At 57.9% G+C, this 25,230-nt stretch carries 23 protein-coding genes; 10 read left to right on the top strand and 13 right to left on the bottom strand.

Features of this window, described 5'->3' with window-relative positions:
- Positions 1–27 precede the first annotated feature (27 nt).
- Both K5Q35_RS22765 and K5Q35_RS20350 read left to right on the top strand, forming a co-directional pair.
- Positions 28–309, top strand: a complete 282-nt coding sequence (locus K5Q35_RS22765) for a hypothetical protein (protein ID WP_259650613.1) — start codon at positions 28–30, stop codon at positions 307–309.
- A complete protein-coding gene (locus K5Q35_RS20350; protein WP_259650612.1) occupies positions 275–910 on the top strand; it encodes an aminotransferase class I/II-fold pyridoxal phosphate-dependent enzyme in 636 nt (211 codons plus the stop codon). Before K5Q35_RS22765 ends, K5Q35_RS20350 begins: the two co-directional genes overlap by 35 nt.
- Here the strand turns inward: K5Q35_RS20350 and K5Q35_RS20345 are convergent.
- From K5Q35_RS20345 to K5Q35_RS20330, 4 genes are read right to left on the bottom strand one after another with little or no spacing between them, the layout of a single operon-like run.
- Complete coding sequence (locus tag K5Q35_RS20345) at positions 907–1,467, bottom strand: membrane integrity-associated transporter subunit PqiC (protein ID WP_220801155.1); 561 nt, start codon at positions 1,465–1,467, stop codon at positions 907–909. The genes K5Q35_RS20350 and K5Q35_RS20345 overlap by 4 nt on opposite strands.
- The gene (locus K5Q35_RS20340) at positions 1,468–3,549 is read right to left on the bottom strand and encodes an intermembrane transport protein PqiB (protein ID WP_220801154.1); all 2,082 of its coding nucleotides are present in this window, start codon (positions 3,547–3,549) and stop codon (positions 1,468–1,470) included. It lies immediately after the preceding gene.
- The gene (locus tag K5Q35_RS20335) at positions 3,542–4,201 is read right to left on the bottom strand and encodes a paraquat-inducible protein A (RefSeq protein ID WP_013984600.1); all 660 of its coding nucleotides are present in this window, start codon (positions 4,199–4,201) and stop codon (positions 3,542–3,544) included. Before K5Q35_RS20335 ends, K5Q35_RS20340 begins: the two co-directional genes overlap by 8 nt.
- Complete coding sequence (locus tag K5Q35_RS20330; protein WP_013984601.1) at positions 4,159–4,797, bottom strand: paraquat-inducible protein A; 639 nt, start codon at positions 4,795–4,797, stop codon at positions 4,159–4,161. Before K5Q35_RS20330 ends, K5Q35_RS20335 begins: the two co-directional genes overlap by 43 nt.
- A 315-nt stretch (positions 4,798–5,112) precedes the next feature.
- On the opposite strand from K5Q35_RS20330, the gene dld reads away from it, so the two are divergent.
- From dld to K5Q35_RS20310, 4 genes are all read left to right on the top strand, one after another.
- Entirely contained in the window at positions 5,113–6,834 is a 1,722-nt protein-coding gene (gene dld, locus K5Q35_RS20325; RefSeq protein WP_220801153.1) for a D-lactate dehydrogenase, read from the top strand.
- 125 nt (positions 6,835–6,959) lie between these two features.
- Positions 6,960–7,730, top strand: a complete 771-nt coding sequence (locus tag K5Q35_RS20320; protein ID WP_220801152.1) for a (Fe-S)-binding protein — start codon at positions 6,960–6,962, stop codon at positions 7,728–7,730.
- 9 nt (positions 7,731–7,739) lie between these two features.
- Positions 7,740–9,146: a LutB/LldF family L-lactate oxidation iron-sulfur protein gene (locus K5Q35_RS20315; RefSeq protein ID WP_220801151.1), complete on the top strand. Its 1,407-nt coding sequence runs from the start codon at positions 7,740–7,742 to the stop codon at positions 9,144–9,146.
- Between the two features lie 3 nt (positions 9,147–9,149).
- Positions 9,150–9,794: an LUD domain-containing protein gene (locus K5Q35_RS20310; RefSeq protein ID WP_220801150.1), complete on the top strand. Its 645-nt coding sequence runs from the start codon at positions 9,150–9,152 to the stop codon at positions 9,792–9,794.
- A gap of 194 nt (positions 9,795–9,988) precedes the next feature.
- Here the strand turns inward: K5Q35_RS20310 and K5Q35_RS20305 are convergent, their stop codons facing one another.
- Both K5Q35_RS20305 and K5Q35_RS20300 read right to left on the bottom strand, forming a co-directional pair.
- Positions 9,989–10,288, bottom strand: a complete 300-nt coding sequence (locus K5Q35_RS20305; RefSeq protein ID WP_044025792.1) for a CcdB family protein — start codon at positions 10,286–10,288, stop codon at positions 9,989–9,991.
- Complete coding sequence (locus K5Q35_RS20300) at positions 10,288–10,518, bottom strand: type II toxin-antitoxin system CcdA family antitoxin (protein WP_013984606.1); 231 nt, start codon at positions 10,516–10,518, stop codon at positions 10,288–10,290. Before K5Q35_RS20300 ends, K5Q35_RS20305 begins: the two co-directional genes overlap by 1 nt.
- Positions 10,519–10,794: 276 nt before the next feature.
- Between K5Q35_RS20300 and K5Q35_RS20295 the strand changes: the two genes are divergently transcribed.
- Positions 10,795–11,775, top strand: coding sequence for a LysR family transcriptional regulator (locus K5Q35_RS20295; RefSeq protein WP_013984607.1), 981 nt, complete (start codon positions 10,795–10,797; stop codon positions 11,773–11,775).
- Here the strand turns inward: K5Q35_RS20295 and K5Q35_RS20290 are convergent.
- Positions 11,772–13,292, bottom strand: coding sequence for a trimethylamine methyltransferase family protein (locus K5Q35_RS20290; RefSeq protein WP_220801149.1), 1,521 nt, complete (start codon positions 13,290–13,292; stop codon positions 11,772–11,774). The two genes, K5Q35_RS20295 and K5Q35_RS20290, sit on opposite strands and share 4 nt — an antisense overlap.
- Before the next feature lie 184 nt (positions 13,293–13,476).
- Here K5Q35_RS20290 and K5Q35_RS20285 point away from each other — a divergent pair, with 184 nt between their 5' ends.
- Positions 13,477–15,912 carry an FAD-dependent oxidoreductase gene (locus K5Q35_RS20285; RefSeq protein ID WP_220801148.1) on the top strand — a complete coding sequence of 812 codons (2,436 nt, stop codon included), beginning with the start codon at positions 13,477–13,479 and terminating at the stop codon, positions 15,910–15,912.
- Between the two features lie 698 nt (positions 15,913–16,610).
- Here K5Q35_RS20285 and K5Q35_RS20280 read toward each other — a convergent pair.
- From K5Q35_RS20280 to K5Q35_RS20255, 6 genes are all read right to left on the bottom strand, one after another.
- Complete coding sequence (locus K5Q35_RS20280) at positions 16,611–16,808, bottom strand: SUMF1/EgtB/PvdO family nonheme iron enzyme (RefSeq protein ID WP_158308179.1); 198 nt, start codon at positions 16,806–16,808, stop codon at positions 16,611–16,613.
- 84 nt (positions 16,809–16,892) lie between these two features.
- Positions 16,893–19,286: an arylsulfatase gene (locus tag K5Q35_RS20275; RefSeq protein ID WP_220801147.1), complete on the bottom strand. Its 2,394-nt coding sequence runs from the start codon at positions 19,284–19,286 to the stop codon at positions 16,893–16,895.
- 15 nt (positions 19,287–19,301) lie between these two features.
- The gene (locus K5Q35_RS20270; RefSeq protein ID WP_220801146.1) at positions 19,302–20,243 is read right to left on the bottom strand and encodes a transporter; all 942 of its coding nucleotides are present in this window, start codon (positions 20,241–20,243) and stop codon (positions 19,302–19,304) included.
- A 56-nt stretch (positions 20,244–20,299) separates the two neighbouring features.
- The gene (locus K5Q35_RS20265; protein WP_220801145.1) at positions 20,300–21,754 is read right to left on the bottom strand and encodes a DUF1254 domain-containing protein; all 1,455 of its coding nucleotides are present in this window, start codon (positions 21,752–21,754) and stop codon (positions 20,300–20,302) included.
- Positions 21,755–21,779: 25 nt separating this feature from the next.
- Positions 21,780–23,372: an arylsulfatase gene (locus tag K5Q35_RS20260; protein WP_220801144.1), complete on the bottom strand. Its 1,593-nt coding sequence runs from the start codon at positions 23,370–23,372 to the stop codon at positions 21,780–21,782.
- 1 nt (position 23,373) lies between these two features.
- Positions 23,374–24,147, bottom strand: a complete 774-nt coding sequence (locus K5Q35_RS20255; protein WP_220801143.1) for a hypothetical protein — start codon at positions 24,145–24,147, stop codon at positions 23,374–23,376.
- Between the two features lie 156 nt (positions 24,148–24,303).
- Here K5Q35_RS20255 and K5Q35_RS20250 point away from each other — a divergent pair, with 156 nt between their 5' ends.
- Both K5Q35_RS20250 and K5Q35_RS22980 read left to right on the top strand, forming a co-directional pair.
- On the top strand, positions 24,304–24,981 hold the full coding sequence (locus K5Q35_RS20250; RefSeq protein ID WP_220801142.1) for a Crp/Fnr family transcriptional regulator: 678 nt from the start codon (positions 24,304–24,306) through the stop codon (positions 24,979–24,981).
- Entirely contained in the window at positions 24,971–25,138 is a 168-nt protein-coding gene (locus tag K5Q35_RS22980; protein ID WP_220801141.1) for a hypothetical protein, read from the top strand. The genes K5Q35_RS20250 and K5Q35_RS22980 overlap by 11 nt, the downstream gene beginning before the upstream one ends.
- Positions 25,139–25,230: the final 92 nt, after the last annotated feature.

Raw genomic sequence — 25,230 nt, 5'->3', positions numbered from 1 at the left:
GCCCGTGAACTAGAGCGGATGGGCCCGATGAAAGTCAAGATACACAGGCTGTTTGAATATCTGTTGGAATCGACGCAACCCAAGTCCGAGACGATTGTCGGTCTTTTCCTGTCGGCCTCGCCCACCTTTGGGGATTTCATTGCTGATATTGATCCATCCCTGTCACTGGATTGGAACAACCGTGACTTTCGCGGCTTGCCGCTGGACGCGCCGCGCCGCGACCCCGCGTACACGTTTGATTTTCCTTACGAACCCGAACAATCCAACAGGGCAGGTGCTGGATCAGAGTGCGTTGCGCGAAATCGCTGAGATCGCGGATAAGGTCGGCGCATGGTTGCTTGTGGATGAGGTTTACGCCGGTCTGGAATGGCAGGGGCCGCGCGCGCCCTCGATTGCAGGGCTTTATGATCGGGGGATCACCACAGGCTCCGTGTCCAAGGCATTGGGCCTGCAGGGTTTGCGCACCGGGTGGCTGATCTGCCGTGATCCGACGTTGGTCATGGACGCAGTTATTCTGCGCGAAAACACGTCTGAGATCATGAACATCATGGGCGAAGTCATTGCTGAAATTGCCCTGCGCCCTGATCGGCTGGAACCGGCTCTGCAAGATGCATGCATTGCGGGCGCTGCAAATCTTGCCCGGCTCACAACATGGCTTGAGGCGGAGCCGCAGTTAAGCTGGGTTGCGCCAAGGGCGGGGCTGATCGGGCTGGGACGCTTGCCGATCGGGTGCGATAGTGACGCATTTGCAAAGCGCTTGCTGGGTGATCCCTACCGCACTTTTGTTTTGCCGGGCAGCGCTTACGGGCAGCCACAGCACATCAGGCTGGGTGTCGGTGGTGGTGCAACGGTCAGTCTGGAAAAGGGCCTTGCCCGCGTGTCACAGACGTTGCGCGACGGGTCCGCCTAGCGCAGACCGTTGCGCGCGATAAATACAGCCAGATCAAGAATGATCTGCCCGCGCGCTGATGCAATGGCCGAGGGCCCGGCCAAAGGATCAAAAGCCACCGCCAGATCGAACAGCCCCGACCGTTCCCGACGGCCATCGGGGACTGCCACGAAATACTGGCCCGACGCGCGGTACTGACCGTCGTCACCCGCTACAAGCGTTTCAAAGCGCACATCAAGGCGGGCATCGGGCAGGGATTCAAATGGCCAGGGCGAGGACGCCACACGTGCACGCGTGACCTGCGTCAGATACCGGCTCAGTTCCAGCGCTACGGCGCGGTCAGGTGTGTCGGCCCACAGCACGTCACCGGCGCTCAGGATGCGGCCATCCGCTGCCTGAAGGGTGATTTCATCATCAGCAGCATAGGCGGGCAGGGACACGTCACGCACTTCGACGGCGCGAAAGGCGATGGCCTGCGTTTGCGTCACTTGCGGCGATGTCACAGCATATCGGTCCGACACAGCACCACAGGCCGAGAGGCAAATCAACACGCTCAAAAGAAAGGGAAAAGGTCTCATTTATCGTCCTCTGATCAGAGCGCTGGGATTGCGTTCGAGCAAACGTGCCAAGGCAGAAATAGCATTGGAGGCCTGCGAGATATCGCGCAGGGCCGCCTGTGCATCCCGGCTGAGGACTTCGCCCTTGTTATATCCTGCGATTGTGGCGCTGGCCTCGTCAAAGACCTGCGTGATGCGATCCACCAGATCGGGCAGATCCTGTGTGGACAAGGCCACCGCGTCCGCTGCATTGCGCGCAGAAAGCAGTGTTGCATTTACGTTATCCACAGCGCCCCCCTCGCGCAATTCGGCAAGGGTGCGGTTCAATTCGTCCAAAGCACCAGCAAGTGAGGCTGGCAGTTCCTGCATCGCTGGCGCGCTGACAACTGCGTCCGCCGACGCAAGCACGTCCGTGACCTGCTGGGTCAAATCCTTTAGGGGCAAACTGGCAGCTTCGGCCGCAACGCCTGCCAGTTCCGTCACCAGTTCTGGCAGTCCTTCGACCGACGTGCCAACCGCGGTTGCCGCGGAGGTGGCTGCATCTATGGATGCAAGAATGCGCGCCACGCCCTGTTGTTCTTCAATCTGGGCGAGGATACCATCGAGCCTGCCAAGGGCAATGTTCAGCGTGACCGGTATGTCCTGCACAGTCTGAGACGTGATGACACCGCGAATATCCCCAAGCAAACCGCGTAAATCTTCGGGCGCGGCCCTGATGTCTTCGCTCGACAGTAAATTCTCAGCCGATTGCAGAAATCCCATGACGCTGATCATGACTTCCTCGATGGGCAGGCTGTTGATCCGGGTGAAAACGCCCTCGACCGAAGCCGATGCATCAGAGATCTCACTGGGGGCGGATGGCATGCGGGGAATGGACCCTTCGGAGATCTCAACCTGGTCCGGCGGCGCATCGGGCAGCTGCACAAGTTCTATCTTCAACCCGCCGGTCAGAATACTGGTTGAGGCAAGCCGCGCGCGCAAGCCATTGCGCACCTGTTCTTCAAGGAGCATCAGCGCGGCTTGCGGCGTGATCTCTTCGGGCAGACCAAGGCGCGCAGGCTGGATGCCCAGAACAACGGCAAGTCTGACACGGCTGTCCCCGTAGGTTTCAGGGTCCACAACACCTGACAGGTTCTCAACAGAACCCACGCGCAAACCACTCAGTTCGACCGGGGCACCAAGCGTCAGGCCGGAGATATTTTCATCAAAGATCACCCGCACCTCAAGCAAATCGACTTCGGAGGCGTTAAACACACTGTTGCGCGCATCGGTCTCAGACGCAAATACCTCGAAAACGGAGCCATCCCCCACCTGCTCGCCACCGGACACAAAAGTATCGAATGTTATGCCACCACCGAGCAATGACGCAACGGACGTAAAATCAATCTCGGCCCCTGCAGGCCCAATGGAAAAGCTGAAACCCGACGCGTCCCAAAACCGCGTGGATGGCGTGATCAATCGCCCGTGAGGTTCGTAGATAACCGCCTCGGCAATTGCGAAATTGCCTTCGGGCGAAATGCGGGCCGGGCCCACGCGGCCGATTTCTATCCCGCGAAACAGGATGGGCGTATCAGCACTCAGGGTGCCGCCGGGCAAAGACCTGAGCGCGATCTGCAAATCTTCAGTGCCGGAATGATAAAGTGGCGCGCGCTCCAGACCTTTGAACTCGCTATTGGAAGGGCCGATGATACTGTCCCACGATCCTTCTACGAACACCCCGCTCAGCACGGTATCGAGACCAGTTATGCCGCTGGCTGAAAATTCAGGTCGAACAATCCAGAAAGAGGCGGTTGAATCGACATATGGTGCAACTGATTTGTCCATGCGAATTCTTGCAACGACACTGCTCAGCCCCTCGCTGAACATCACCTCCTCGACGACGCCGACTTTGACGTCACGAAATCGCACTTCGGTTTCGCGTGGTACGATGCCTGCCGCATTTTCAAATTCGACCGTGATCATCGGGCCGCGCGCATTGTAGGTTTGAAATGCCACAAACAACGCCGTCAGCAACGCCAGAACCGGTATTATCCAGACAATGGACAGGCTGCTGAGGATGGACTTTTGCTCTTTTTCGATGAGGACCGGCGGGGCGTCACTCATTTTTCGTTCCCTCGTCCTGCGCGTTGATCTGATCCCATATCAAGCGGCTATCAAAAGACTGCGCGGAAATCATCGTGAAAATTACGGCAGAGGCAAAAAATATACTGGCCGCACCGGGATTTATCGTCACAAGCAGCTGAAGCTGCACCAACGATGACAGGATGGCCACCACAAAGATGTCGATCATTGACCATCGTCCGATGTATTCGACAATCTCAAAGAGCTTTTGTCGCTGGTGATTAGAAACCGTCGTTGGGCGGTGTATCGATATTGCCAGAAACGCAATGGCAAGGAATTTTCCAATCGGGATAGCCACAGATGCAAAGAGGATCACAAGGGCGATCCCGACGCTGCCATACTCGATCAATTCAACGGCACCGCCAACAATCGTGCTGTCTTGCACATAAAACAGCATACGCGTTTGCAGCATGGGATATATATTGGCCGGAATGTAGCACATCAGGCCGATCACCCAGAACGCCCAGACCCGTTGCAGGCTTTTTGGGTCACGGCTTTTCAACGCGTGTCCGCAACGGCCACATTTTGGCGTGCCCTCAGGCCAGACCTGATGACAGCGAATACAGCCCACCAGCCCCAGTTCGCGCGCGGTTAATATCTTTTCGGTCGGCTCAATGCGTTCCATACGGACCATCTACAGATTATATTTTCCTGCACAACGACAAGCAGCACAAGTGCGCTGAACAGCCAGAAAGCAGGCCCGAAAGTCACGTGAACCAGAGCGCTGACCTTGATGAGCGCAACGGCACAGCCAATTGCAAAAACCTCCGCCATGGACCAGGGCCGCAAGGCTTCGGCGACCCGAAAAGCGTCTGTCGCATAGGGCGCGGGCGCGCGATCGCGGACAAGCGGCACAATAACATACAGACAAAGCAATACCCGCAGCAGCGGAATAAAGAGGATCAGCGCCGCCGTTGTCAGAGATAGCACCGCCAATGGCCCATCGCTGAACACCAAAGCGGTTTCGAGGATCGAAACTGAATTGCTGATCCCGACGGCATCCACCGACAGAAATGGGAATACCGCCGCCGTGGAAATTAGGATCACGATCGACAGTGACAATGCGATAATCTGAAGCCCGGCATTTCGACGTGGCGTGATCAAAACCGTATCACATCGACTGCAAATTGCCTTTTCGCCATGCCCGGGTCGGGCAAGGGAAAACACGGCATCACAATTGGGGCATATGATGAGGTCCGTGCGGGGCAATGGCTTTGTGGCTTGTGTCATCGCGGGCAAGATAGCCTGTTTATACCAGTACTAAAACGCCTGTTTTTCGCCATGACGCCGCACGCGCATGAGATCCTCCTGCTGCGCGCAACATAAAGTACCAACGCAAAAGAGGGCATCTGTTGCAGCACGATCATTTGCAAGCCGCGCGCGCCGTTCCCTGTGTCAGATAAATGATGACGGTGCGCCGATCGGCTGATGGCCCAGCGTGGCAAACCACCTGCGACGCTGCGGCTATTGCGTCGAATGTCAGATTTTCCGATAATTTATCGTGTGACATGGTCGCCGCCCGATCCAGTCGCAAGGAGCAGACCTATGACAAATGACGATCTGATTGCAAAACTCAAAACCATCGCTGGTCCCCGGCATGTTTTGACCGGGGATCGCCAAACCGAACGATACCGTAAAGGATTCCGGTCGGGGGAGGGGGACGCAATCGCCGTCGTTGTACCGGGATCGCTGGTCGAGATGTGGGAGATCCTCAAAGCCTGCGTGGCAGCGGACAAGATCCTGATCATGCAGGCTGCCAACACCGGTCTGACCGAAGGCTCAACGCCAAAAGGGACGTATGACCGCGATGTTGTGATCCTGTCCACGTTGCGACTGGATCGCATCCACCTGCTGCGTGACGGACAGCAGATCGTCAGCCTGCCCGGTGGCACGCTTTTCGGTCTTGAAAAACAGCTTGCGCCCTATGGTCGCCAACCCCATTCCGTGATCGGATCGTCCTGCATTGGCGCGTCCATCATGGGCGGTGTGTGCAACAACTCCGGTGGTTCGCTCGTGCAGCGGGGGCCTGCCTATACGGAACTGTCACTCTATGCGCAGATCACCCATGAAGGGCAGCTTGAACTGGTCAATCATCTCGGCATCAACCTCGGCAACAGTCCTGATGAAATTCTGACGCGGATCGATAGAGGCGCATTCAGCGACACGGACCTCAGCGAGGATGCGGGCCGCGCCTCGGATGCAGGCTACCCCGAACGGGTCAGCGATGTGGACGCCGATAGCCCTGCAAGGTTCAATGCCGATCCCCGCACCTTGCACGAAGCCTCCGGATGTGCCGGAAAGCTCGCGGTTTTTGCGGTGCGGCTGGATACCTTCCCCATCGCGACAGGTGAAAAGGTATATTACGTCGGCACGACCGATCCCGCGCAGCTGACCGAATTGCGCAGGCGGGCCCTGACGGAATTGCCTGAACTGCCGATCAGCGGTGAATATCTGCACCGCGAGTGTTTCGATATTGCCCGCAAATACGGCAAAGATACGCTGCTGATGATCAACTGGCTGGGGACAGATTTTCTGCCCAGGATTTTCGCCATGAAGGGCGCGATGGATGCGCGCTTTGCCAAGGTTCCGTTTCTGCCCGCAAATCTGGTCGATCGGGTGATGCAGATCGCCTCGAACATCCTGCCGGAAGCCTTGCCCAAACGGATGATGGATTTTCGCGCGCGCTTCGAACACCACCTGATCCTCAAGGTCAGCGCGCACAGCATCGCCGGGACCGAAAGCATCCTGAATGACACGGTTGGGCCTGACGGCTGGTTTGCCTGCGATCCCAAAGAGACCAAGAAGGCGATGTTGCATCGGTTTGCCGCTGCGGGCGCCGCGATCCGGTATCATGCGGTCCATCCCGGCACGACGGAGGATATTCTCGCACTTGATATCGCGCTGAAACGGAACGACCGTAACTGGGTCGAGACGCTACCGCCCGAAATCGAGGATCAATTGGTCGCCAAGATGTATTATGGCCATTTCTTCTGCCACGTCTTTCATCAGGACTATGTGGTCAAAAAAGGGTGCGATCCTAAGGCGCTGAAAAAACAGATGCTCGCCCTGCTGGACACGCGCGGCGCCGAATACCCTGCAGAGCATAACGTCGGGCACCTTTATGCGGCGAAACCCGCGCTGGCCAATCATTACAAAACGCTTGATCCGACGAATTCGTTCAATCCCGGTATCGGAAAAACCTCGCGAGAGCGATACTACGGCGCGCCTTGCGGCTGTGGCGCGGATCACACGGCGGCGGCTAAGTAAATTAGACGTTTCCCATCCACCCCTTCACAACAGCTAACGGTTGTCGTGGCAGAGATTATGTACCACCATGGCGTTGAGAGCGTCTTGGCAAGAAGACGTTCGCAGCGCGCAATCAGGAGCCGTTCATGAAAAACAACCGCGGTCCCCACGTCGGGTTTTTCGTAACCTGCATCGTGGATTCCATGCGCCCCAATATCGGGTTTGCAAGCCTCAAGCTGCTGGAGGACGCCGGATGCATTGTCGAGGTGCCAACGGCGCAGACCTGCTGTGGCCAACCTGCCTTTAACAGCGGCGATGACGCCACAACCAAGGCCATCGCCAAGCAGGTGATCGAAGCCTTTGAACCCTATGACTATCTCGTGGTGCCGTCCGGGTCCTGTGCGAGCATGATCCGAAGCCACTACGCCGAGCTTTTTCAGGATGATCCGGCGTGGCAGAGCCGCCAAAAGGCGGTCTGCGCGAAAACATGGGAAGTGCTCAGCTTTCTGAGCGACGTAATGAATTACACGCCCAAGGCCACCTATCAGGGCACCGCCACCTATCACGACAGCTGTTCGGGCCTTCGGGATCTCGGTGTGCACGATCAACCGCGTGCGCTGCTTGCTCATGTGCAGGGGCTGTCCATTGTTCCCTTGGAAGGCAACAACGAATGCTGCGGCTTTGGCGGCACATTCTGCGTAAAATACCCCGAGCTTTCCACGGCGATCGTGAGTGACAAAACCGACAAGATCAAAGCGACACAGGCCGATACGCTGCTCGGCGGTGACATGGGTTGCCTGATGAATATGGCTGGAAAGCTCAGCCGGGAAGGGCGCGATGTGCGGGTGTTTCATACCATTGAAGTTCTGGCTGGCATGGCAGATGGGCCGGGCATCTGTGCGCCCAGGCTGAAATAGGGCATTCAGATGGAACAAACCTCTCGCCTCTTTAACGAAAACGTCAGGCGCGCGCTGGCTGAGCCGACGCTGAAAACCGCCCTTGATCGCACCACAACGCTGCTGCGCACCCGACGCGCAAAGGTCATCGATGCGTTTCCCCAATACGCCAAGGCCCGCGAAACGGCGCAAAAGATCAAAGACCACACGCTGGACCATCTGGGCCATTATCTGCGCCAATTTGAGGAAAACGCGCGGGCAAATGGGGCGCAGGTGCATTGGGCGGCAACACCAGAAGATGCGCGCCGGATCGTGACCGACATTTGCCGGGCTGAGAACGCCAAGACTGCCACGCGCGTAAAATCGATGCTGGGCGAGGAAATCGGCATCGCGGAAGCCCTCACCGAAGCCGGGGTTGAGCGGATCGAAACCGATCTTGCAGAACATATTATCCAGCTGGCCGGTGACCCGCCGTCTCATATCGTGATGCCAGCGATGCACAAAACACACGAACAGGTTGCCGAGCTCTTTGCGCAAAAGCACCAGGATCCGGGCACCAAGCAAGACATTCCCTCGCTCGTTGAAAGTGCGCGACGCGAATTGCGCCCCAAGTTCATGAATGCCGATATCTCGATTTCGGGTGCAAATTTTCTGATCGCGGATACCGGATCCTTTGTGACCATCACCAACGAGGGCAATGCGGAGCTGACCACGACGCCCCCCAAAACCCATATCGTGACCGTCGGTATCGAAAAAATGGTGCCCAGCCTGAAACATGCTGCCGTTTTCATCAGGCTGTTGTCCCGTGCCGCCATTGGCACTGAAATCACGCAATACACGACTTTTTATAATGGCCCGAAGCGGGCAGGCGACCGGGATGGCCCCGAGAACCTGCATATCGTTCTGGTGGACAATCATCGCTCAGACATGCTGTCAGACTTCCTGCGACCCATGTTGCGATGCATTCGCTGTGGGGCCTGCATGAACCATTGCCCGGTCTATGCGACCGTTGGTGGTCACGCTTATGGCGCGGTCTATCCGGGGCCGATGGGATCGGTGCTGACACCCGCCATGACGGGTTTGAAGGGGTCGAAAGACTTACCTAATGCCTGTACGTTGAACGGCCGTTGCAAAGAAGTCTGCCCGGTCAATATACCCCTGCCCGACATGCTGCGGTCCTTGCGCGCGCGCCAGTTTGAGAGCGGAATGGTGACGCCTAAAGCCAAATGGAGCCTCAAGCTCTGGGCGATGTTGGCGACACGGCCCGCACTTTATCATTTTTGTACGACGATCGCGAATATCATGTTGCGTGTTCTGGCGCGCGGGCAGGGAAAAATCAGTGCAGTGCCTTTCGCCGGTGGCTGGACCCGTACCCGCGACTTACCACAGCCCGAGGCGGGCACATTCATGCAGCAATATCGCAAGCAACAGAGGTAAAGCATGTCGCGCGACAGTATTCTCGCCAAAATTGACGCAGCGACGGAAGCGGGGTCCAAAGCGGAGATTGATGCCCTCGCCGCAGAGCTGATTTCCGAGCCCGACGGATATCGCGCAGAAATAGCACCACAGCCCTTAGACGCACGTTTCATCGAAAAAGCGACCTCCGAAACTGTGACGGCCACCGTCGAAAAACTATCGTCTCTGTCAGATATTCCCACGGCAGTTTCTGCCTACCTGACAGTCAAGGACCTCAAACCAAAAATTGCGGTGCAACCCAAAGAGTGTCTCACAAACCTGAACTGGTCCGGTCTGGAAACCGTGGATCATGCTCAGATGAACGAGCCTGTCGCTATTACTTTTGCAGATGCCGGGATTGCCGAGACCGGCTCACTCGTGTTTTTCACCGGACCCGACGCACCCGTCCTGTTGAACTTCCTGCCGCTCCACCATTTGGCCGTTGTACGCAACAGTACAATCAAGGCCTATATGGAAGACATCTTTGACACCTTCGGAACAACCCGCACAAAACAAGGCCGGAGTTGTAACATCATCACAGGCACCAGCGGCACCGCTGACATCGAGGCGCGGAACGTACGCGGCGCGCATGGCCCGCGGTTCATGCACATCCTGCTTATTGCTGACTGAGGTCAAGGGCGGGGAAACTACTGGCAGACCGTAAGGTCCAGAGCCACTCGGCACAAAGGCCACGGTCGCAGTAGATTAGAGCGGGCATGCTATGATTTCGTCCCGCCTCCGCCTTTTGGCATTTCATAACATAATGTTCATTACAGGCTAACACTCTCGGCTGTCGCTCCCACTTACCGGCAGTGTGCTGGTACTTAAAAACCCTGCATCAGCATATCGACCGCAGCCGTAACTTTCTCAAACTCTTCATCGAGTTTTCCAACGGCGGAATTAAGCATGCTGGTCGGTACAGCCGCCATAAACTGTGTGACCATTACCACTGACTTACCATCAAGCTCAAAGACAGGGTTCAGTCTCGTCGCCGGTTTTGGTGCTTTTGACGGTGGGAGCAATGGCACCACCACGCGGGTGTTCAGATCGCTGAGCAGATCCGTTTGGACATCTAATAAATAGCCGTCGCCGGATGGGCTGGGATACACATCATATTTGGGCATCAGAACTGGCGGTATCGATCAAGTGGCAAGCCATTCTTCTCGACGTATGCGTTAGAGCTTCGAATAGCGGCCGCATTCTCAACTTTCCATTGTTCCGACTTAGCTGCTGAAACTGCACTTCGAACCCCGTCCTCTGCCGCGCGAGACAGATTGACTTTCAGCGCCTTGGCTTCTGCAAGCAAAGCAGCGTCCAACGACAGATTTGTAGGCTTCCGTGTATGAGAGTTCATGTGATGGCCTCCTTGAATGAAATTACACTTAATAAATATACCCGTCAATTATGCGCATATAATATGCTTATAGAGTTCATCTTAGGTTAAGCCAGATACCCGCTCTGGGTTGTCGCACGGGCAAGTACCGGAGTAGCTTCTAGCATTGGGTTATGCTGCAAAAAAGTGGGAAGCCTTTGACCTGTTGGCTTTGTCCACATTTCCGATTTGATTGGCGTTGTGCGCTGATTTACGCGATGTATCTGCGAGACGGATTCGGACCGGACAGATGCTCCTATGGCGACACCCTCTTCTCACAAAGATCTCAGCCTGAAGTGGCTTGAGCTTTTCCAGACCTATGCACGGACACATTCTTTGCAGGCGACGGCCAATGAGACGGGGTTGTCTGTCAGCACGGTTTCCCATCATTTGCGCAGCCTCGAAGAACATCTCGGCGTAGCCCTGTTTGATCACGCCCGCAGGCCGATGGTTTTGACGCCGACGGGCCGTAACTTTCTGCGCAATATTGCTCAGGCGATGCAGGGTATTCGCAAGGCAACGGCAGAGGCATCTTCGGGCAATGTTGCGGATGCTTCTTATCTGCGCGTCGGCACGATCGAGGATCTGGACAGCGATGTCACACCAGAACTTGCTGTTCATCTTTCCCAGAAGATGCCCGACTGCAACTTCCTCTACCATACCGGCACCAGCCATGAGATCGTCAAGATGCTGCGCCATCGGGAGTTGGATCTGGGCATTGTAACCTCGCCCGCAAAATCCTTGAACGACCTGATCGACTGGCCACTGCTGCGTGACCCTTTCGTTGCGGTTTTACCAAAGTCCGCGGAGTCTTCTCTGCCTGATATCGTTGCCGGGCACACCAAGCTGCCGTTCCTGCAATTCTCGAGTGACCTGATCATCGCGGCTCAGATCGAAGCACAATTGCGCCGCTTGGGGGTCGAATTGCCCAACAAATTTGAATGTGGGAACAACCAGACACTAATGGCGATGGTCGCGGCGGGTGCCGGTTGGACCATCACGACACCTTTGCTGTTCTCCCGTGCAAGACGGTTTCAGCCCAAGCTGCAAATGCACCCTTTTCCGGGCAAGAGTTTCGGGCGCACCCTGTCCTTAATTACCAGCCCGGATTGTGCCCGGTCCGTCATCGATCTGGTCAGCCACAAGCTGCGCAGTGAATTGAGCCAGCAGGTGATTGCACAGACGCATCGCGCCATTCCGTGGCTCAAGGATCAGTTCACTCTGATAGACCAGGTTTAGTCCAGCAAGATGTTGAAGCGCGCTTTGATTTCGCGCTGCTGATCCGGTGACAGGTAAGCGGGCTTATGGGTGCTCAAAACCGCGCGCACGTGCTCATTGGCCACGCTCCATGCATCCTTGGCCCCGTTTTCCGCCCAAGTGCGCAGCTGTTCACGGTCGGCATGTGTCGGGTAAAAGTAGTCTCGCTCCATCGCCGCCAAGGTTTGTGCGCTGCCCAGAAAATGCCCATCCCCAAGCACCGCCTCCAGAATGGCGTCGTATCCGATGTTGTCTGTCGACACCTCGATACCCCGCAACGCGCGGTAGGTGTTCGAGTGCATTTCATCATCCAGAATGAACGCCTCAAAACTTACCCCCAGCAAGGATGCCGTCATACCTGAACTCTCGTAAATCAAATTGCCCCCCGCGAGGGCTGCCGCCATGGATGTCAGCCCCTTTTCAGCGCCGTATTGGGCGTCGATGGCTTTGGCATCTGTCATGGAACAGGCCACGCCAGACACCAGCCCCAGCCAGTTGGACAGTTGCGCAGAGGCGGCATTCAGCACCGCCGTTTCCCCACTGCCGCCCGCGAATGCACCGGTACGCAGATCAATCACCAAAGGCCAATTGGAAAAGATCATCGGATATCCGGGTTGGATCGCGTGGACCATCACAAGGCTGGCAAGAGTTTCGGCCAGCGATTGCGCCAAAAACCCCGCCATCGTGGCAGGTGCCGTCGCACCGGCTTGGGCAGCGGTGATGCAGGACATTGGGATGTTGTGTGCGACGCATTGATAGACGACATCAACCGCGTCTTCGCCAAACCGCATGGGCGAAATGATCGGGCTGATGTGGGCCTTCATGAAGGGCCGTTTGGCGAATTCGCCAGCACCACCCGCCGCAATGTCCAACATCTCGACGATGGGGGCGACATGCCCGGCCAAGGTAAAAGACGTCGCGGTCGGTTTGGTTGTGTTCTTCAACAGGGCGTAGACAGTGTTCACGTCGAGATCAAAACTATCCGCGATGTCTGTTGCCACGCAGCACCGGGTGTACCAGCTGATATTGGGCAAAGTGTCTTGCAAGCGCGTAAAATCATGCAGGTCTTGGAGCGTCGAAGGGCGGTAGAGCCGACTGTCCACATCCAGTGTTTGCACCGCAGCCCCGCCAGTCCCGAAATGCACCGCCTCATCGCCCACCGTAATCGAGCGGGCCGCGTCACGACCATGAAGGACAAAAGAGGTTGGTGCCTGATTGATCGCTTCTTCGACAAGCCGGGGCGGGAAGGTGATGCGACCGGGTGCACCATCCTTGGCACCTGCTGCCAAAAGATCGATGCGCAACCGCTCTGGCACCTCCCCCAGACCAAGATTTGCGAGGAGTTTCAGCGCAGTATCGTAAATGCTCTGCAGTTCATCGTCGCGCAGTGGTTTATAGGTGCCACCGGTTTGCCCCGGCGGACAAGGGTCGACCACAGGCTTAGCTGCACGTTGTGCCAGCCGCTTTTGGCGTCCTGCGCGCGTTGTCGCACTGCCCATGCTGTTCAGTCCCCGATAACCTGTTTCAGTAGAACACCCTGTTGCGATGTTTACCGCAACAGAACTGTCATAAATTCGGGTTAATCGAAATTGATTTCCTATTTTATGAGATTAGATGCCCGAATCTTGTATCAGCACGGAAATTATTGCTCTGTTCCATCGCATTAAATCTCAGGGGACAGACATGAAATCACGCACGAAGGTTGTGGTCATCGGTGGCGGAATCGCCGGATGCTCAACACTGTATCATCTGACCAAAGAGGGCTGGTCCGACGTCGTTCTGATTGAACGCGATGAGCTGACCTCGGGCACTACATGGCATTCAGCGGCGCAGGTGACAAACTTCGGCATGAACCAGACGATGGTGGGACTCAAAACCCACTCCATCCAGCTGTATAAGAAACTGCGCGACGATCCTGAGTATCCCGTTGGCTATCACCACGGCGACGGCGGCATCCGGCTGGCCAATACACCCGAACAAATGCAGGCCTACCGTCATTTTGCCTCAATGGCGAAGGGCATGGGCACGACCTTTGAAGTGATCGATGCTGAGGAATGCGCACGCCGTCATCCGCTGATTTCAACGGACAACCTGTTGGGCGGTCTGTGGGATGGCGAGGACGGTGACATCGATCCCGCGCAGCTGTGCCAGGCGCTGGCCTTTCACGCGCGCAAAGCCGGTGCAGAAGTCTATCGCCATACGAATGTCACCGCGCTGACGCAGCACAAAGATGACACGTGGACGGTTGAGACGGACAAGGGCAGCATTGATGCTGATATCGTCGTGAACGCCTGCGGCTACCGCGTGAATGAAGTTGGGGGCATGATGGGTGTGCATCACCCCGTCGCCTCCATGGAACATCAGTATTTCGTCACCGAAGACATCCCGGCCATCGCAGAGGCCGGCCACCGCATGCCGCTGCTGCGTTGCCCGATCTCTGACTATTATTCGCGACAGGAAAAGAACGGCCTCTTGGTAGGGTTCTACGAACAGGACTGTAAAACATGGGGCATGGATGGCATCAGCCCGAGCTTTGCCAATGATCTGTGCCCTGATGACCTTGACCGCGTGATGGACGTCCTTGAGGGCGCGTTTGAACGGATGCCTGCCTTGGCCGAAGTTGGCATCAAACGCGTCGTGAACGGCCCGATCACCTATACCATCGACGGCGCGCCGTTGGTCGGTCCAATCCCCGGCAAGCGCAATGCCTACTGTATCATCGGCTTGCGCGCGGGTGTGGGCGAAGGGGGCGGCCATGGTTGGCTGCTCGCGCAACAGATCGTGCATGGCGAAGCGCAATACGACACATGGGTCATCGACCCGCGCCGCTTTACCGGACATACCAATGTCGAACTGACGGCATTGAAGGCCATTGAGGACTATCAGAACGAATTCCGCTTTCACTTCCCGCATGAGCATCGCCCTGCCGGTCGCAATGCCAAAACGACGCCGCTGACACCGATCATGGCGGCGGAAGGGGCAGAGTTCACGGTTGTGAATGGCTGGGAGCGGGTCGACTACATCAAGCCGTCGCCGGACTTCCACCCGACCCTCAGCTTCAATTTTGACGAAGCCTTCGACGTCATCGGTGAAGAAGTCCGCAATGTGCAGGAAAATGTCGGCCTGTGTGAGGTCAATGGTTTTAACCGTTTCGAGATCACCGGTGCGGACCGACACCGCTTTTTGGATCGGATGTTTTGCGGTGCAGTCACCAAAAAGGATGGCCGGGTCGGCCTTGGCTATCTGCTGAACCACCACGGCAAGATCAAGGGTGAGGCGACTGTTGCCAATATCCCCGCCTCTGACCGGGGGCCTGCGCGGACTTGGTACGGGTCGGCGGCGGCATCTGAATATCACGACATGGATTGGCTGACCGCGCATTTGGGTGCCGACGAAGACGTGCAAATCAGCAGTCTGACCAACGATCAAACGATCCTTGTGCTGGCAGGTCCCAAAGCGCGTGACGTGCTGTCAGCCTGCGCGCGCGGCGATTGGTCCAAAGCCGCCTTTCCATGGTTGTCGGTGCGCGAAGCTTTCATCGGGTTCTCTCCGGTCACCGTTTTGGGCGTCAGTTTCTCGGGCGAGCTTGCCTATGAAATCCACGTGCCGAACGCGTCGCTCTACGCCGTCTATCTTGCGCTGCGCGCAGCGGGACAGCCGCATGGCCTCACGCTCTTTGGCGCACGTGCGGTCGACTCGATGCGGATGGAAAAGGGTTTCATGCATTGGAAAGCGGACCTTCTTACCGAATTCGATCCGTTTGAGACGGCGCTGGACAGGTTCGTGAAACCAGAAAAGGGCCCGTTCATCGGTCAGGAGGCTTTGCAAAAGCGCATGGCACACGGACCCACCCGCAAACTTGTGACCCTAAAGATCGGCAGCACGACGACACCAGCCCATGGCGGCGCGTCTTTGATGCAAGGCGATACGGTTGTCGGCACCATTACCTCGGGTGATTGGGGCTATCGCGTGGGCCTGAATCTGGCCTATGCCTTTGTCATGCCGGACATGGCCGAGATTGGCCGCGTCATGCAACTGGACCTCTGCGGTGAACTGGTCGCAGCCGAGGTCATCACCCCATCACCCTATGATCCCGACCACGCACGGATGCGGGCGTGAACAGCGTGACGGAAACCGCGGATGACGGCGTTGTCATCGTCCGCAACCGGTGGAAGATCTTGGGCGACAGGACTGAAGAGGCACTGTTATATTGAGTATGCGACGGCGTGTGATTTAGGGCATTTGATAGTAGGTCATGTCCCATTGAGACATGTTCAAGCGGCGCTGCTTTCCGAAGGGTATAATCCTGCTGGCCGTCCGCTGGTTTTGCATATGCCCGCAGTCATACCGCGATGCGCGCGATCTTCCGTGGCACATAGATGAAAACATATGTCCGAGCAAACAGCAGATGGTGCTACCTTGGGCGGGCTGTCGATCATCTTGCTCAAATGATTGATTCCGGCTGACAGCCCGAAGTGCTGCAAGGGCCTTTATGCGCCAGACAAGTGATGCCGTCCGCTACTAAAAGCCCGTGACGGTTATTTCTGACAAAGCCAATAGCCACGCAAAGGTGATCGAAGAGGTGGATTTTGGAGACGGGCCTGACGACCGAAACGTAGCTTTCGAAGGCTCGCAACGGCCAGGAAACTCAGTTAATGCAACCGTTGCGTCTGAAGGCGAACGGGAGCCGAAGGAATGTGGGCGTCAAGTTTCCCGGACCCTCCGGCGCGCGCCAATTCGCACCGATAAACCACCGCCACCATCCGTTGGGATCGGCGCGCAAGGCCCTTTCGACTGTGGTCACATAGCCCGTTACTTCAACGAAAGCTCTGAACCGGGCTGGTGACTTCGATACGACCGATCATGAAAGGGTCGACGGCCACCTCTGCTACAGGGAGTTCTTCACGGTACTGCCGGTCTGATCCCATCTGAAAAGTGCCACGCTCCATTAGGATCAATTCCGTCGCAAACGTGACCTTGGCGACCGTCCAGCTAACCAGAAGAGCGATAGACATAGAAGTCTTGCGAGCGCGCATCCCAATGCCGACCCGGCGTTCGACCTCCATCGTTCCATTCACGTTGGATTATCGGACTTTTCATCAATCGTCCAATGCGGCTCCCTGTGTGATCTGCACGTTGTGAATAGTGCCATCGAAGGCGAAGGGACGGCTTTCTTCATAGCTCAAAGACACGGGCGAACCGAGGTCGCGACCGACATCGAAACTCTCGGTCGCGGTGAAGGCTGCCGGCACGGTGCGGGGCACCTGAACGGTTGCCGCCTCTTCGCCATTGATCTTGATGAGTACATCCGCCGCCGCTGCGGGTTTCGCGATTGTCGTGTCGATAATGATCTTGTGCCGACCTGCCGGAATCGGATCGGTCTTTACCTGCGTGTTTTCGATGATGAGCACGTTGTACTCATAAGTCAGCACACCATCCTCGACATAGACGGACAGGCCGCCGCCAGCGCCGCCGACTGCGTAGAGCACGCCGTTCGCGGCCTCGCCGAACTCGGCATCGATGATCACGCGGGTCGACTGACGACCGATGCCCGGTGCTGCGAACTCGGGCATCCGCTTGGTCTCGGGTCCGAAGGTCCAGCTGTCATAGGCCGAGGTGATCCGATCCTCGGGATGGATGCGCAGCCAGTTGCCCGCCCCGATGGGAAAGTCCTTGTTGTCCTCCGCCACCTCCAGAAACCGGGCTTGCAGCTCGGCCAGCTTGTCCGGCATATCCGCCGCCAGATCATTGGCCTGACTGAAATCCTCCGTCAGGTTGTAAAGTTCCCAAACGTCGTTGTCGGAATCCCAATCAGCGATCCCGGCAGCCGAACCTGCGCTGTCCCATGGCGTGAAAGGCCCAAAGGTGCCCGCGAACCAGCCGTCCAGATAAATTCCGCGGCTGCCGTTGTTGTCAAAGAACTGTTCGGACTTCTGCGGCGCGGCCTTTGCATCCGTGAAAGTATACGCGAGGCTGACGCCGTCCATGGGCATCTGGGAGAAGCCATTGACGACGTCGGGATGCGGGATGTCGAGCAACTCGTAGACCGTCGGGGCGATGTCGACGACATGGTGAAACTGGGTGCGCATTTCGCCATCATGAACGACCCGGCCCGGCCAGTTGACGACCATCGGATTGCGTGTGCCGCCAAAATAAGCGCCCATCAACTTGGTGCCCTTGAACGGCGTGCTCCCCGCCCAGGCCCAGCCCGCATGGTACATGTTGTCGGTGCGCGGGCCGCCCAGCTCCTCGATCCCGCCGATCTGATCGAGCGCCTCAAGTTGCTGTTCGATCGTGTTGGGGACGTTGTTCTGCGCCAGAAGTTCGCTGATCGAGCCGCGTTGGCCTTCGGCGGAGGATCCGTTGTCACCGAAAATGTAGAAGATCAGGGTATTGTCGCGCAGGCCCCGGTCATCCAGCCCGTCGATCAGCCGACCGGCCTGCGTATCGGTATGTTCAACGAAACCGGCGAAGATTTCCATCAGCCGCGTCTGGAAGTCGTGTTGATCCGCAGGGATATCGTTCCAGCCTTCCAGCGTCTTGTCGCGCGGGGTCAGTTGCGTGCCCTCGGGGATCACACCCATCTCCAGTTGCCGCTGGAACGTGGTTTCGCGGTAGGCGTCCCAGCCGTCGTCAAACTGGCCGTCATATTTGTCAGCCCATTCGGGGAAGATGTGGTGCGGGCCATGCACGCCGCCCGGGGCCCAGTACATGAAGAAAGGCTTATCCGGATCAAAGGCGCGGTAATCGTCCAGCCAGCGCAGCGCGTCGTCAACGAGGTCCTCGGTCAGGTGATAGTCGGGGTCGCCCACGGGCGGTTCGACCGCGTCGAGGTTTCGCGTCAGTCTTGGCTCCCATTGCGAGGTTTCGCCACCAAGAAACCCATAGAAATATTCGAACCCGTATCCGGTCGGCCAGCGGTCCTTTGGCCCGATTGCCGTCGTCTCGATCGCGGGCGTGTTGTGCCACTTACCGAAGGCGGAGGTGTGGTAGCCATATTCCTTCAAAACCTCGGCGATGGTCGCCGCCTCCTTGGGGATGACGCCGGTATAGCCGTCAAAGGCCACCGCACGCTCTGCGATGGTACCGGAGCCGACACGCGTGTGGTTGCGCCCTGTGAGAAGCGCGGCACGGGTGGGCGAACAGATCGAGGTCGTGTGAAACTTGGTGAACGAGATGCCTTCGGCGGCAAGCGCATCAAGGGTCGGCGTGCTCACCGCTCCCCCGAAGGTCGAAGGGATGCCAAAGCCCACGTCGTCCAGCATGACGATCAGGATGTTCGGTGCGTTCTCTGGCAGACGCTCTACAGGGTCGGGCCATTGCATCGTGCTGTCCTGAAGACGTCGGGCGGTGGTGCCTGCCATGGGTTGTTCCGGGAACGGCAAGACCGAGCCGTCGTTCGGGGTGCCTGCCTCCTGCGCTTGGACGGAGACGGCAAGGACCGTTGCGGCGATGGCCGAGAAAAGCGTGGGAACCGAGGTTAGATGAGACATGGGGTGGTCCTTTGATCAGAAAGCATAGGAAAGGGACAACATGTAGAGATTGCCGGACAGCCGGTCCTTGGCGTCGATATCAAAGAGCGCCTTGGCGGTGACTCCGATAGAAGTGCCTCCGACGGGCACATTCCATTGCGCCACCGGACCGATGCCGTAGCTCCACGCTTTGATGTCCGAGGCGTCCAAGGGGCCGACCACGTTGCCCTCGTCGGCTTCGACTTGGGCGTAGAAGTATCCACTGATGCCAGCGGTGAAGCTCTTGGAGACATGTTGGGCGACGGTCCAGTCGAGGTGAACTTCTTCGCCTGTTCTATAATCTGTATCCGGGTTTTCCCAGTTGTGAAGATACCCGAAATTCACGGAGACTTCGAACCCGGATTGAGGATTGAACCAGCTATAAGCGCCGCCGATTTCGGCGGTCCAGTAGTTGCGACTGGTGTTCAGCGCCTTGTCCGGGTCAAAGCTGCCAGTCGGCGCGTAGGCACCAAGCTTGAACGTGAAATGATGCTTGTCCTGCGACCAGTTCAAAAGGACCGGCGCGACGTAGAGGTCGGCAAAGCCGGAGATGGACCTGCCGCGGGTAAAGCCGCCGGGGTCCGTCACGACCTGCCCGGAAATTTCCGCGTCGAGCACATAGGTCAGAACAACAGACGCGCCATAACGCGCGCCGAAAACCTCGGTATCGGTCAGCCATGACAGCCGGGTCGTGTTGAGCCATGCCTGCTGATTGGCAGATCCTACCGCGAGACCGTTTCGCACATGGGCCCCGACATCGTAGTCGTAGAACCATGTGTCGTTGCGCAGGTAGACGCCCGCCGGTCCGAAGACGCCGAGCAGGAACTCGCCTTGTGTGCCGGGAACGTAGTGGCTGCCGCCGCCCTCTCCAGCGAAAGCAGGCGATCCACCGCCCACGACGCCCGCCGCGATGATCGCAGCGATGGCAGGTTTACGCATGACGATGGGTATCCTGCCTGTCAGGCTGTGGCGGCATTGTGTAGGATTATCATATGTCACGGGTTGGACCTCTCCACGGCGGGCGGCGCCCATGTTCCAGTTGCCAGACCGTCATCCGGGCCATAGAGACGCAGGTTCATGTAAAATCCGCCCTCCGGCGCCGGCAACCAGTTGGATGTGGCGCTATCCCCTTCCGGCGCGGTGTTCTGAATGGTGATCGTAAGGGAGCTGTCATCGCCGTAAACCAACCCCGGTGTGTAGGTGCCGATGGAATAGCGGTTGGTGGGGTTGGCCACAAACGCGCCATTGCCCGCGTCGTACATGGACAAAGACCAGAAGGCGGACACCCCGGGCAAGGCGTCACCTTCAAACCGGAGGGTGTAGCTGTTCGCCCCATCAAACGCGGCCCCGTCCGTGTCAGTGCGACCGTCCATGTAAATCGCTTCGTCGGGCCGATTGCCGCCGGTGAACCATTTGGCCCAAGTCGCCCGGAACAGGTAATCGGTGCCCATGATCCCCGACGTCCGGCTCCAACGCCAGCCATTGACCTCTTCGCCCGTTGTGGCTGCGTTCACATCCATCAGGTGATTGGCAAAGAGATAGGCTTTTGCCAGCCCTGACCGTTCCGCGTCCGACAACATCGTCGGGTCAAAACGGGTGTTGCCATCGGTGAAACCTATCTGCGCCAGACTGTCGGCGAATACGGCATCTTGCTGCGGCTTGGGCGGCGTGAATTGCAGTGCATGGGCCAACTTGTCGTAAAAGAGCAGACTGTCGGGCAAATCCGTGGGCGGGGCATAGGCGACACGCGCTTGTGAAAACGCGGTGTCGACAGGCACTTCTGTATCGGTGGGGTAAGCGCTCAATGGGGTGATCCACATCCCGTCCTGTATCTCATTGGCGCGGGCCACATCGCCCGGACCTTTCACACCAATGCGCCCCCAATACACCGCATTGTCATAGGGGCTGTCGATCCGTAGCAGACCGTCGGGCAGCGTGCCTATCCAGTTCGGGCCCACAAGCGCATAAGCCCCCGCGTCGGTCCCCGTCGTCAGTGTGCCCACATAGTCAAAGGTATCGCCGTTTGGATCCCAAAGCTGGATTGCATAATAGCGATCATCTTCAACGTCCGGCACGCTCAGCACCATGGGTTCATTGCTGAGGTCCATGAAGGATTGGATGTAAAGCGTGTCGTTATTGGGGGTGGCAATCTGTGTATATTCGGGGCCGCGCAACTGCCGCACGCGGGCCAGTTCATTCACCTGTGATCGCGGGTTACCGGTTTTCTCCTCAGCATCCGGGGCCGCGCGCCCCCGCATGAGATCTTCGAAAAAGACCACCGGGTAGCCCCAGATGACGGCATCAAGCGCAAGGTAGAAGGCTTGGGCTTCTTCCCCCTGCAAGCCTGACAAATCCGGCAGCGACAATGTGCGATCGTCGGCGCTCACGATGGGCGGCAGACCGAGAAGAGCAAGCATAACAGCGGCGATTACAAATCTTGTTCGTGTCACGGCAGCGTCCTTGTCTCGTCGAACTTCAAAGCCCGAGATCTTTGGGCGGGAACAGGCGGAAGGTAGCGGCATGGGCCTTCATTTCGGCACCCAGCGAGGCAGTCCATGCATTCATGCGGTGGCCGACGGGGTATTCCTCTTTCGGGTCCACGTAGAGGTTAAAGAGCCAGGGCGCGAGGCCAGTGGGCACGACCGTTGCCATGTCGATCCAGAGAAATTTCTCTTGCGCCAGTGCCACATGCAAATGGGCCTTGTATTCACGCATCCGCATCGCGGCGAGGGTCGCGCCAAGCCAGTTGTAGACATGTTCGCGCCTGCTTTCGCCATCATCAACCAGCAGAAAGGAGCTTTGATCGACCCCGTCCCAGTAGCGGTCTGTCGGCAGCGCGTCCGCATCGACACCCGCCAGCGCCAGCGACGTGTCGAAAAGGTCCATCAGATCGAAAAGCCCGTCCGACACCCGGCCCGGCGCGATCATACCGCGCCAATAGGCGATGCCCGGAACGCGCACCCCGCCTTCCCAGGTCGTACCCTTGGCACCCCGGAACGGCGTATAGCCACTGTCCGGCCAGCTATCCATTTGGGGTCCGTTGTCGGAGGTGACGAAGATGAACGTATTGTCGAGCGCGCCGACCTCTTCAAGGGCGTCGACGATTTCGCCGATGTGGCTGTCTACCTCGACCATATTGTCGCGATAGGGAAACTTCGAGGCGCTGGCGCCTTTGAACGCCTCGGACGGAAAGTTATCAGCATGTACCTTCATGAAGGAATGGCTGATGTAAAAGGGCTGGCCACCCTCGGCCAACGCGCGAATGCGCTGAACGGTGTAATCTTTCAGCCGCGTGTCACCCTCGGCCATCTGCGCGGGCGAGGTAATGGTTTCAATGGTTTCGGTCGTGCCGTCCGTCAGCCCGTAGATCAGATCGTTGTTCGATCCTATGGACTGGTATCGGTCAAACTTGTCCTGATCGAGCACAAGGTCCGGGAAGCGCCGTTCGTCATAGGCTTGCGTATATTCCTTCTGCGCCTTGTAGAAGCCATAGAACTCGTCAAAGCCGACATCATGCGGACGCATGCCCTCGGTTTCACCGATATGCCATTTGCCCACAAGCATCGTGTGATAGCCCGCATCCGAGAGAAGCCCCGCGACCGTTAACTCGCCCTCCCACGGGTTCACGCTGATCTGGTCACCGGCAAGGATCGGTCGGATCAAACCGGTGCGGGCAGGCAGGCGACCGGTATAGACAGACGCACGCGTCGGCGTGCAGGTGTATTGTGCGTAGGTGGACGTCAGCTTAAGCCCCTCAGCGGCAAGCGCATCCATCTCGGGCGTTGCTGCGCCGATCATCTCGCCGCCGCCGAACGCGCCCGGATCGCCGTACCCCATGTCATCGACGATGAAGATCAGGATATTGGGTTTCTGGCCGACCCGCGCCTCAAAAGCCGCGAGTTTTTCGACCGCCGCCTGCTCTTGCCCGGCGCGCGGGATCGCGGGTTGGCGGTTGGCGGCACGCGCCTCGGCGCGGCTCAAAGCCGAAGCGGGACCGGGAATGCCCTGAGCGAGGGCCTGAGAGCAGGCGAGGCCCGCTGCAACGATGGAAATGAGGAATAGGCGCAAGTCAGCCTCCTGTTGGAAAAAGGAATTTTACGGTGACGCCGACGGTGTCGCGCGGCGCTACCCCATCGTCATAGAAGTTGCGTTCATAGCTGAACTGATACTGTACCGGCACGCGACCCGCACCGGGGTGGGTGAGCTTTGACAGCTTTACCCCCAAGGGAAGGGACGTGAATTTGTTTGCATCCCAGTCGTAGACGAACGTCATATCCGAGAACCCGGCGGACCACCCCTGACCCATCGGTACGTTCACAATGGGTTGGATGGTTGACAGGTTCACGTCCGGGCGGTCGTCATCGCCCGCGACCGTCAAGAGGTTCTGGTTGAAGATCCCCCAAAGCCCCCAGGCTGGACTCGCCGTGAAACCGACTGCGGGACCAAGCCCCCATTTTTCGGCGCTCAGCCCCTCTTTGCCGGTCGGCAGCAGTGCGACCGCACCGACACCCCACCGCCCCCATGGTTGGTCGAAGACGGTCAGATTGAACAATGTCGCATCAGATAGACCGCTTTGGCCTGATGGCGTATCTGTCATATAGGGCAGCGTGAGCCGCGCGATGTTGTTCGTCGACCCGAGGATGAACGGGATCGCCGCCCGAAACTGGAGAGTGTTCTGCGTGGCACTGCTCTGGTTGTGAAAGTCGGAAACGTAAAAGTCCTGCAGTTGGAAAGACATCAGCGACGCCGTCGGATCGTTGGCCGCCGATGCCAGATCCTGTCCGCCCGACTGTGCAAAGGCAGGTGCCGCTGCCACCGTTGCAAAGATCAAATTCAAACGCATACAGGCCTTCATCGCGCAACCGCCATTGTTGGTGATCCGGATGGTGCGAGGCGACAAACTACTGGTGCGACAGCTTCAACCGGCGCAGCCTTCTGGATCACGGTACTGACATGATAGTCTCTTTCGCTCACGTCATTGTCATCGTATGTACAAACCATGGCATTACAACAAGATATTCAGGCTGGCGCGTTTGGCGATGGTCTGTGGCTGCGCACCCTTCCCGCGACTGTGGTGAAGACCTTGGAAAGCTCAGCCCAAACCCTTGAGTTGAAGGCCGGACAGCGGTTCAGTGAAATTGGTGATACGGCGCATTGCCTCATCGGTGTTAACCGGGGCGTTCTCGCGCTGCATACTGACGACCAAGAACGGCATGACGTCATCGGCCATGTGTTCTGGCCGGGTGATTGGTTCGGCGTTGCGTCAGTCCTGATCGACACACCGCGTTTTCTTGGCAGTTCAGCACTCGTTGACGCCCGTGTCGTGCTGGTTACGAGACGGTCAATCGAACGCATTGCGCAGGAGCAGCCGATCCTTTGGCGGAGCGTTGCGGTTCTGGCGGCGCAAAATGCGATGCTGGCGACCCGCATCGCGCGGGATAACCTCTTGCGGTCTCCGACTGAAAGATGTGTGGCGACCTTGGACCGGTTGGTCGGTCGTCAATCCCTTCCATGCGATTTGCCCGTCACCCAGGGGCAATTCGCCGAAATTTGCGGTTTGTCCCGGGGCGCGGCCGCAAAGGTGCTCGCCAGGCTCGAGAGCACGGGACAGATTTCGCGCGGATATGCGGCAATCAAGGTCGAGGAGAAATTTCACGCTTCCGCCAATGAACGATAAACACCTGCGCACGGTCTACGGTGTCCAGATCATCCTTGATGGTATCTGCGGCTTTCTGAGCGCCGTTGCCACCATGGCGGCGGGTGTCATGCCGCCAAACCAACTTATACGAAAGTTCGCTTCATACCCACGCCAGCACGAAGTGGCCGTGGCCTAACCGGACATCCGACGCATCAAGCGAACCTTGTTCATCATCGAATGGCTGCACGCCGTTGACTTACAGCGCCGTGCCCAAATCGGTCTGAGAAA

This window comes from Roseobacter sp. OBYS 0001 (assembly GCF_019654895.1).
In the GTDB taxonomy this organism is placed as follows: Bacteria; Pseudomonadota; Alphaproteobacteria; order Rhodobacterales; family Rhodobacteraceae; genus Roseobacter; species Roseobacter litoralis.
The sequence above is the reverse complement of the archived record's forward strand: the minus strand, read 5'-3'. Positions and strand labels throughout refer to the sequence as shown.

Excerpts from the sequence above, each read along its gene's own strand:
- K5Q35_RS20270 (WP_220801146.1), bottom strand. The coding sequence starts at position 20,243 with ATGCGTAAACCTGCCATCGCTGCGATCATCGCGGCGGGCGTCGTGGGC.
- K5Q35_RS20320 (WP_220801152.1), top strand. The coding sequence starts at position 6,960 with ATGAAAAACAACCGCGGTCCCCACGTCGGGTTTTTCGTAACCTGCATC.
- dld (WP_220801153.1), top strand. The coding sequence starts at position 5,113 with ATGACAAATGACGATCTGATTGCAAAACTCAAAACCATCGCTGGTCCC.
- K5Q35_RS20250 (WP_220801142.1), top strand. The coding sequence starts at position 24,304 with ATGGCATTACAACAAGATATTCAGGCTGGCGCGTTTGGCGATGGTCTG.
- K5Q35_RS20290 (WP_220801149.1), bottom strand. The coding sequence starts at position 13,292 with ATGGGCAGTGCGACAACGCGCGCAGGACGCCAAAAGCGGCTGGCACAA.
- K5Q35_RS20275 (WP_220801147.1), bottom strand. The coding sequence starts at position 19,286 with ATGTCTCATCTAACCTCGGTTCCCACGCTTTTCTCGGCCATCGCCGCA.
- K5Q35_RS20300 (WP_013984606.1), bottom strand. The coding sequence starts at position 10,518 with ATGAACTCTCATACACGGAAGCCTACAAATCTGTCGTTGGACGCTGCT.
- K5Q35_RS20330 (WP_013984601.1), bottom strand. The coding sequence starts at position 4,797 with ATGACACAAGCCACAAAGCCATTGCCCCGCACGGACCTCATCATATGC.
- K5Q35_RS20340 (WP_220801154.1), bottom strand. The coding sequence starts at position 3,549 with ATGAGTGACGCCCCGCCGGTCCTCATCGAAAAAGAGCAAAAGTCCATC.
- K5Q35_RS20305 (WP_044025792.1), bottom strand. The coding sequence starts at position 10,288 with ATGCCCAAATATGATGTGTATCCCAGCCCATCCGGCGACGGCTATTTA.
- K5Q35_RS20310 (WP_220801150.1), top strand. The coding sequence starts at position 9,150 with ATGTCGCGCGACAGTATTCTCGCCAAAATTGACGCAGCGACGGAAGCG.
- K5Q35_RS20280 (WP_158308179.1), bottom strand. The coding sequence starts at position 16,808 with ATGTCTATCGCTCTTCTGGTTAGCTGGACGGTCGCCAAGGTCACGTTT.
- K5Q35_RS22980 (WP_220801141.1), top strand. The coding sequence starts at position 24,971 with ATGAACGATAAACACCTGCGCACGGTCTACGGTGTCCAGATCATCCTT.
- K5Q35_RS20335 (WP_013984600.1), bottom strand. The coding sequence starts at position 4,201 with ATGGTCCGTATGGAACGCATTGAGCCGACCGAAAAGATATTAACCGCG.
- K5Q35_RS20285 (WP_220801148.1), top strand. The coding sequence starts at position 13,477 with ATGAAATCACGCACGAAGGTTGTGGTCATCGGTGGCGGAATCGCCGGA.
- K5Q35_RS20295 (WP_013984607.1), top strand. The coding sequence starts at position 10,795 with ATGGCGACACCCTCTTCTCACAAAGATCTCAGCCTGAAGTGGCTTGAG.
- K5Q35_RS20315 (WP_220801151.1), top strand. The coding sequence starts at position 7,740 with ATGGAACAAACCTCTCGCCTCTTTAACGAAAACGTCAGGCGCGCGCTG.
- K5Q35_RS20255 (WP_220801143.1), bottom strand. The coding sequence starts at position 24,147 with ATGCGTTTGAATTTGATCTTTGCAACGGTGGCAGCGGCACCTGCCTTT.
- K5Q35_RS22765 (WP_259650613.1), top strand. The coding sequence starts at position 28 with ATGAAAGTCAAGATACACAGGCTGTTTGAATATCTGTTGGAATCGACG.
- K5Q35_RS20345 (WP_220801155.1), bottom strand. The coding sequence starts at position 1,467 with ATGAGACCTTTTCCCTTTCTTTTGAGCGTGTTGATTTGCCTCTCGGCC.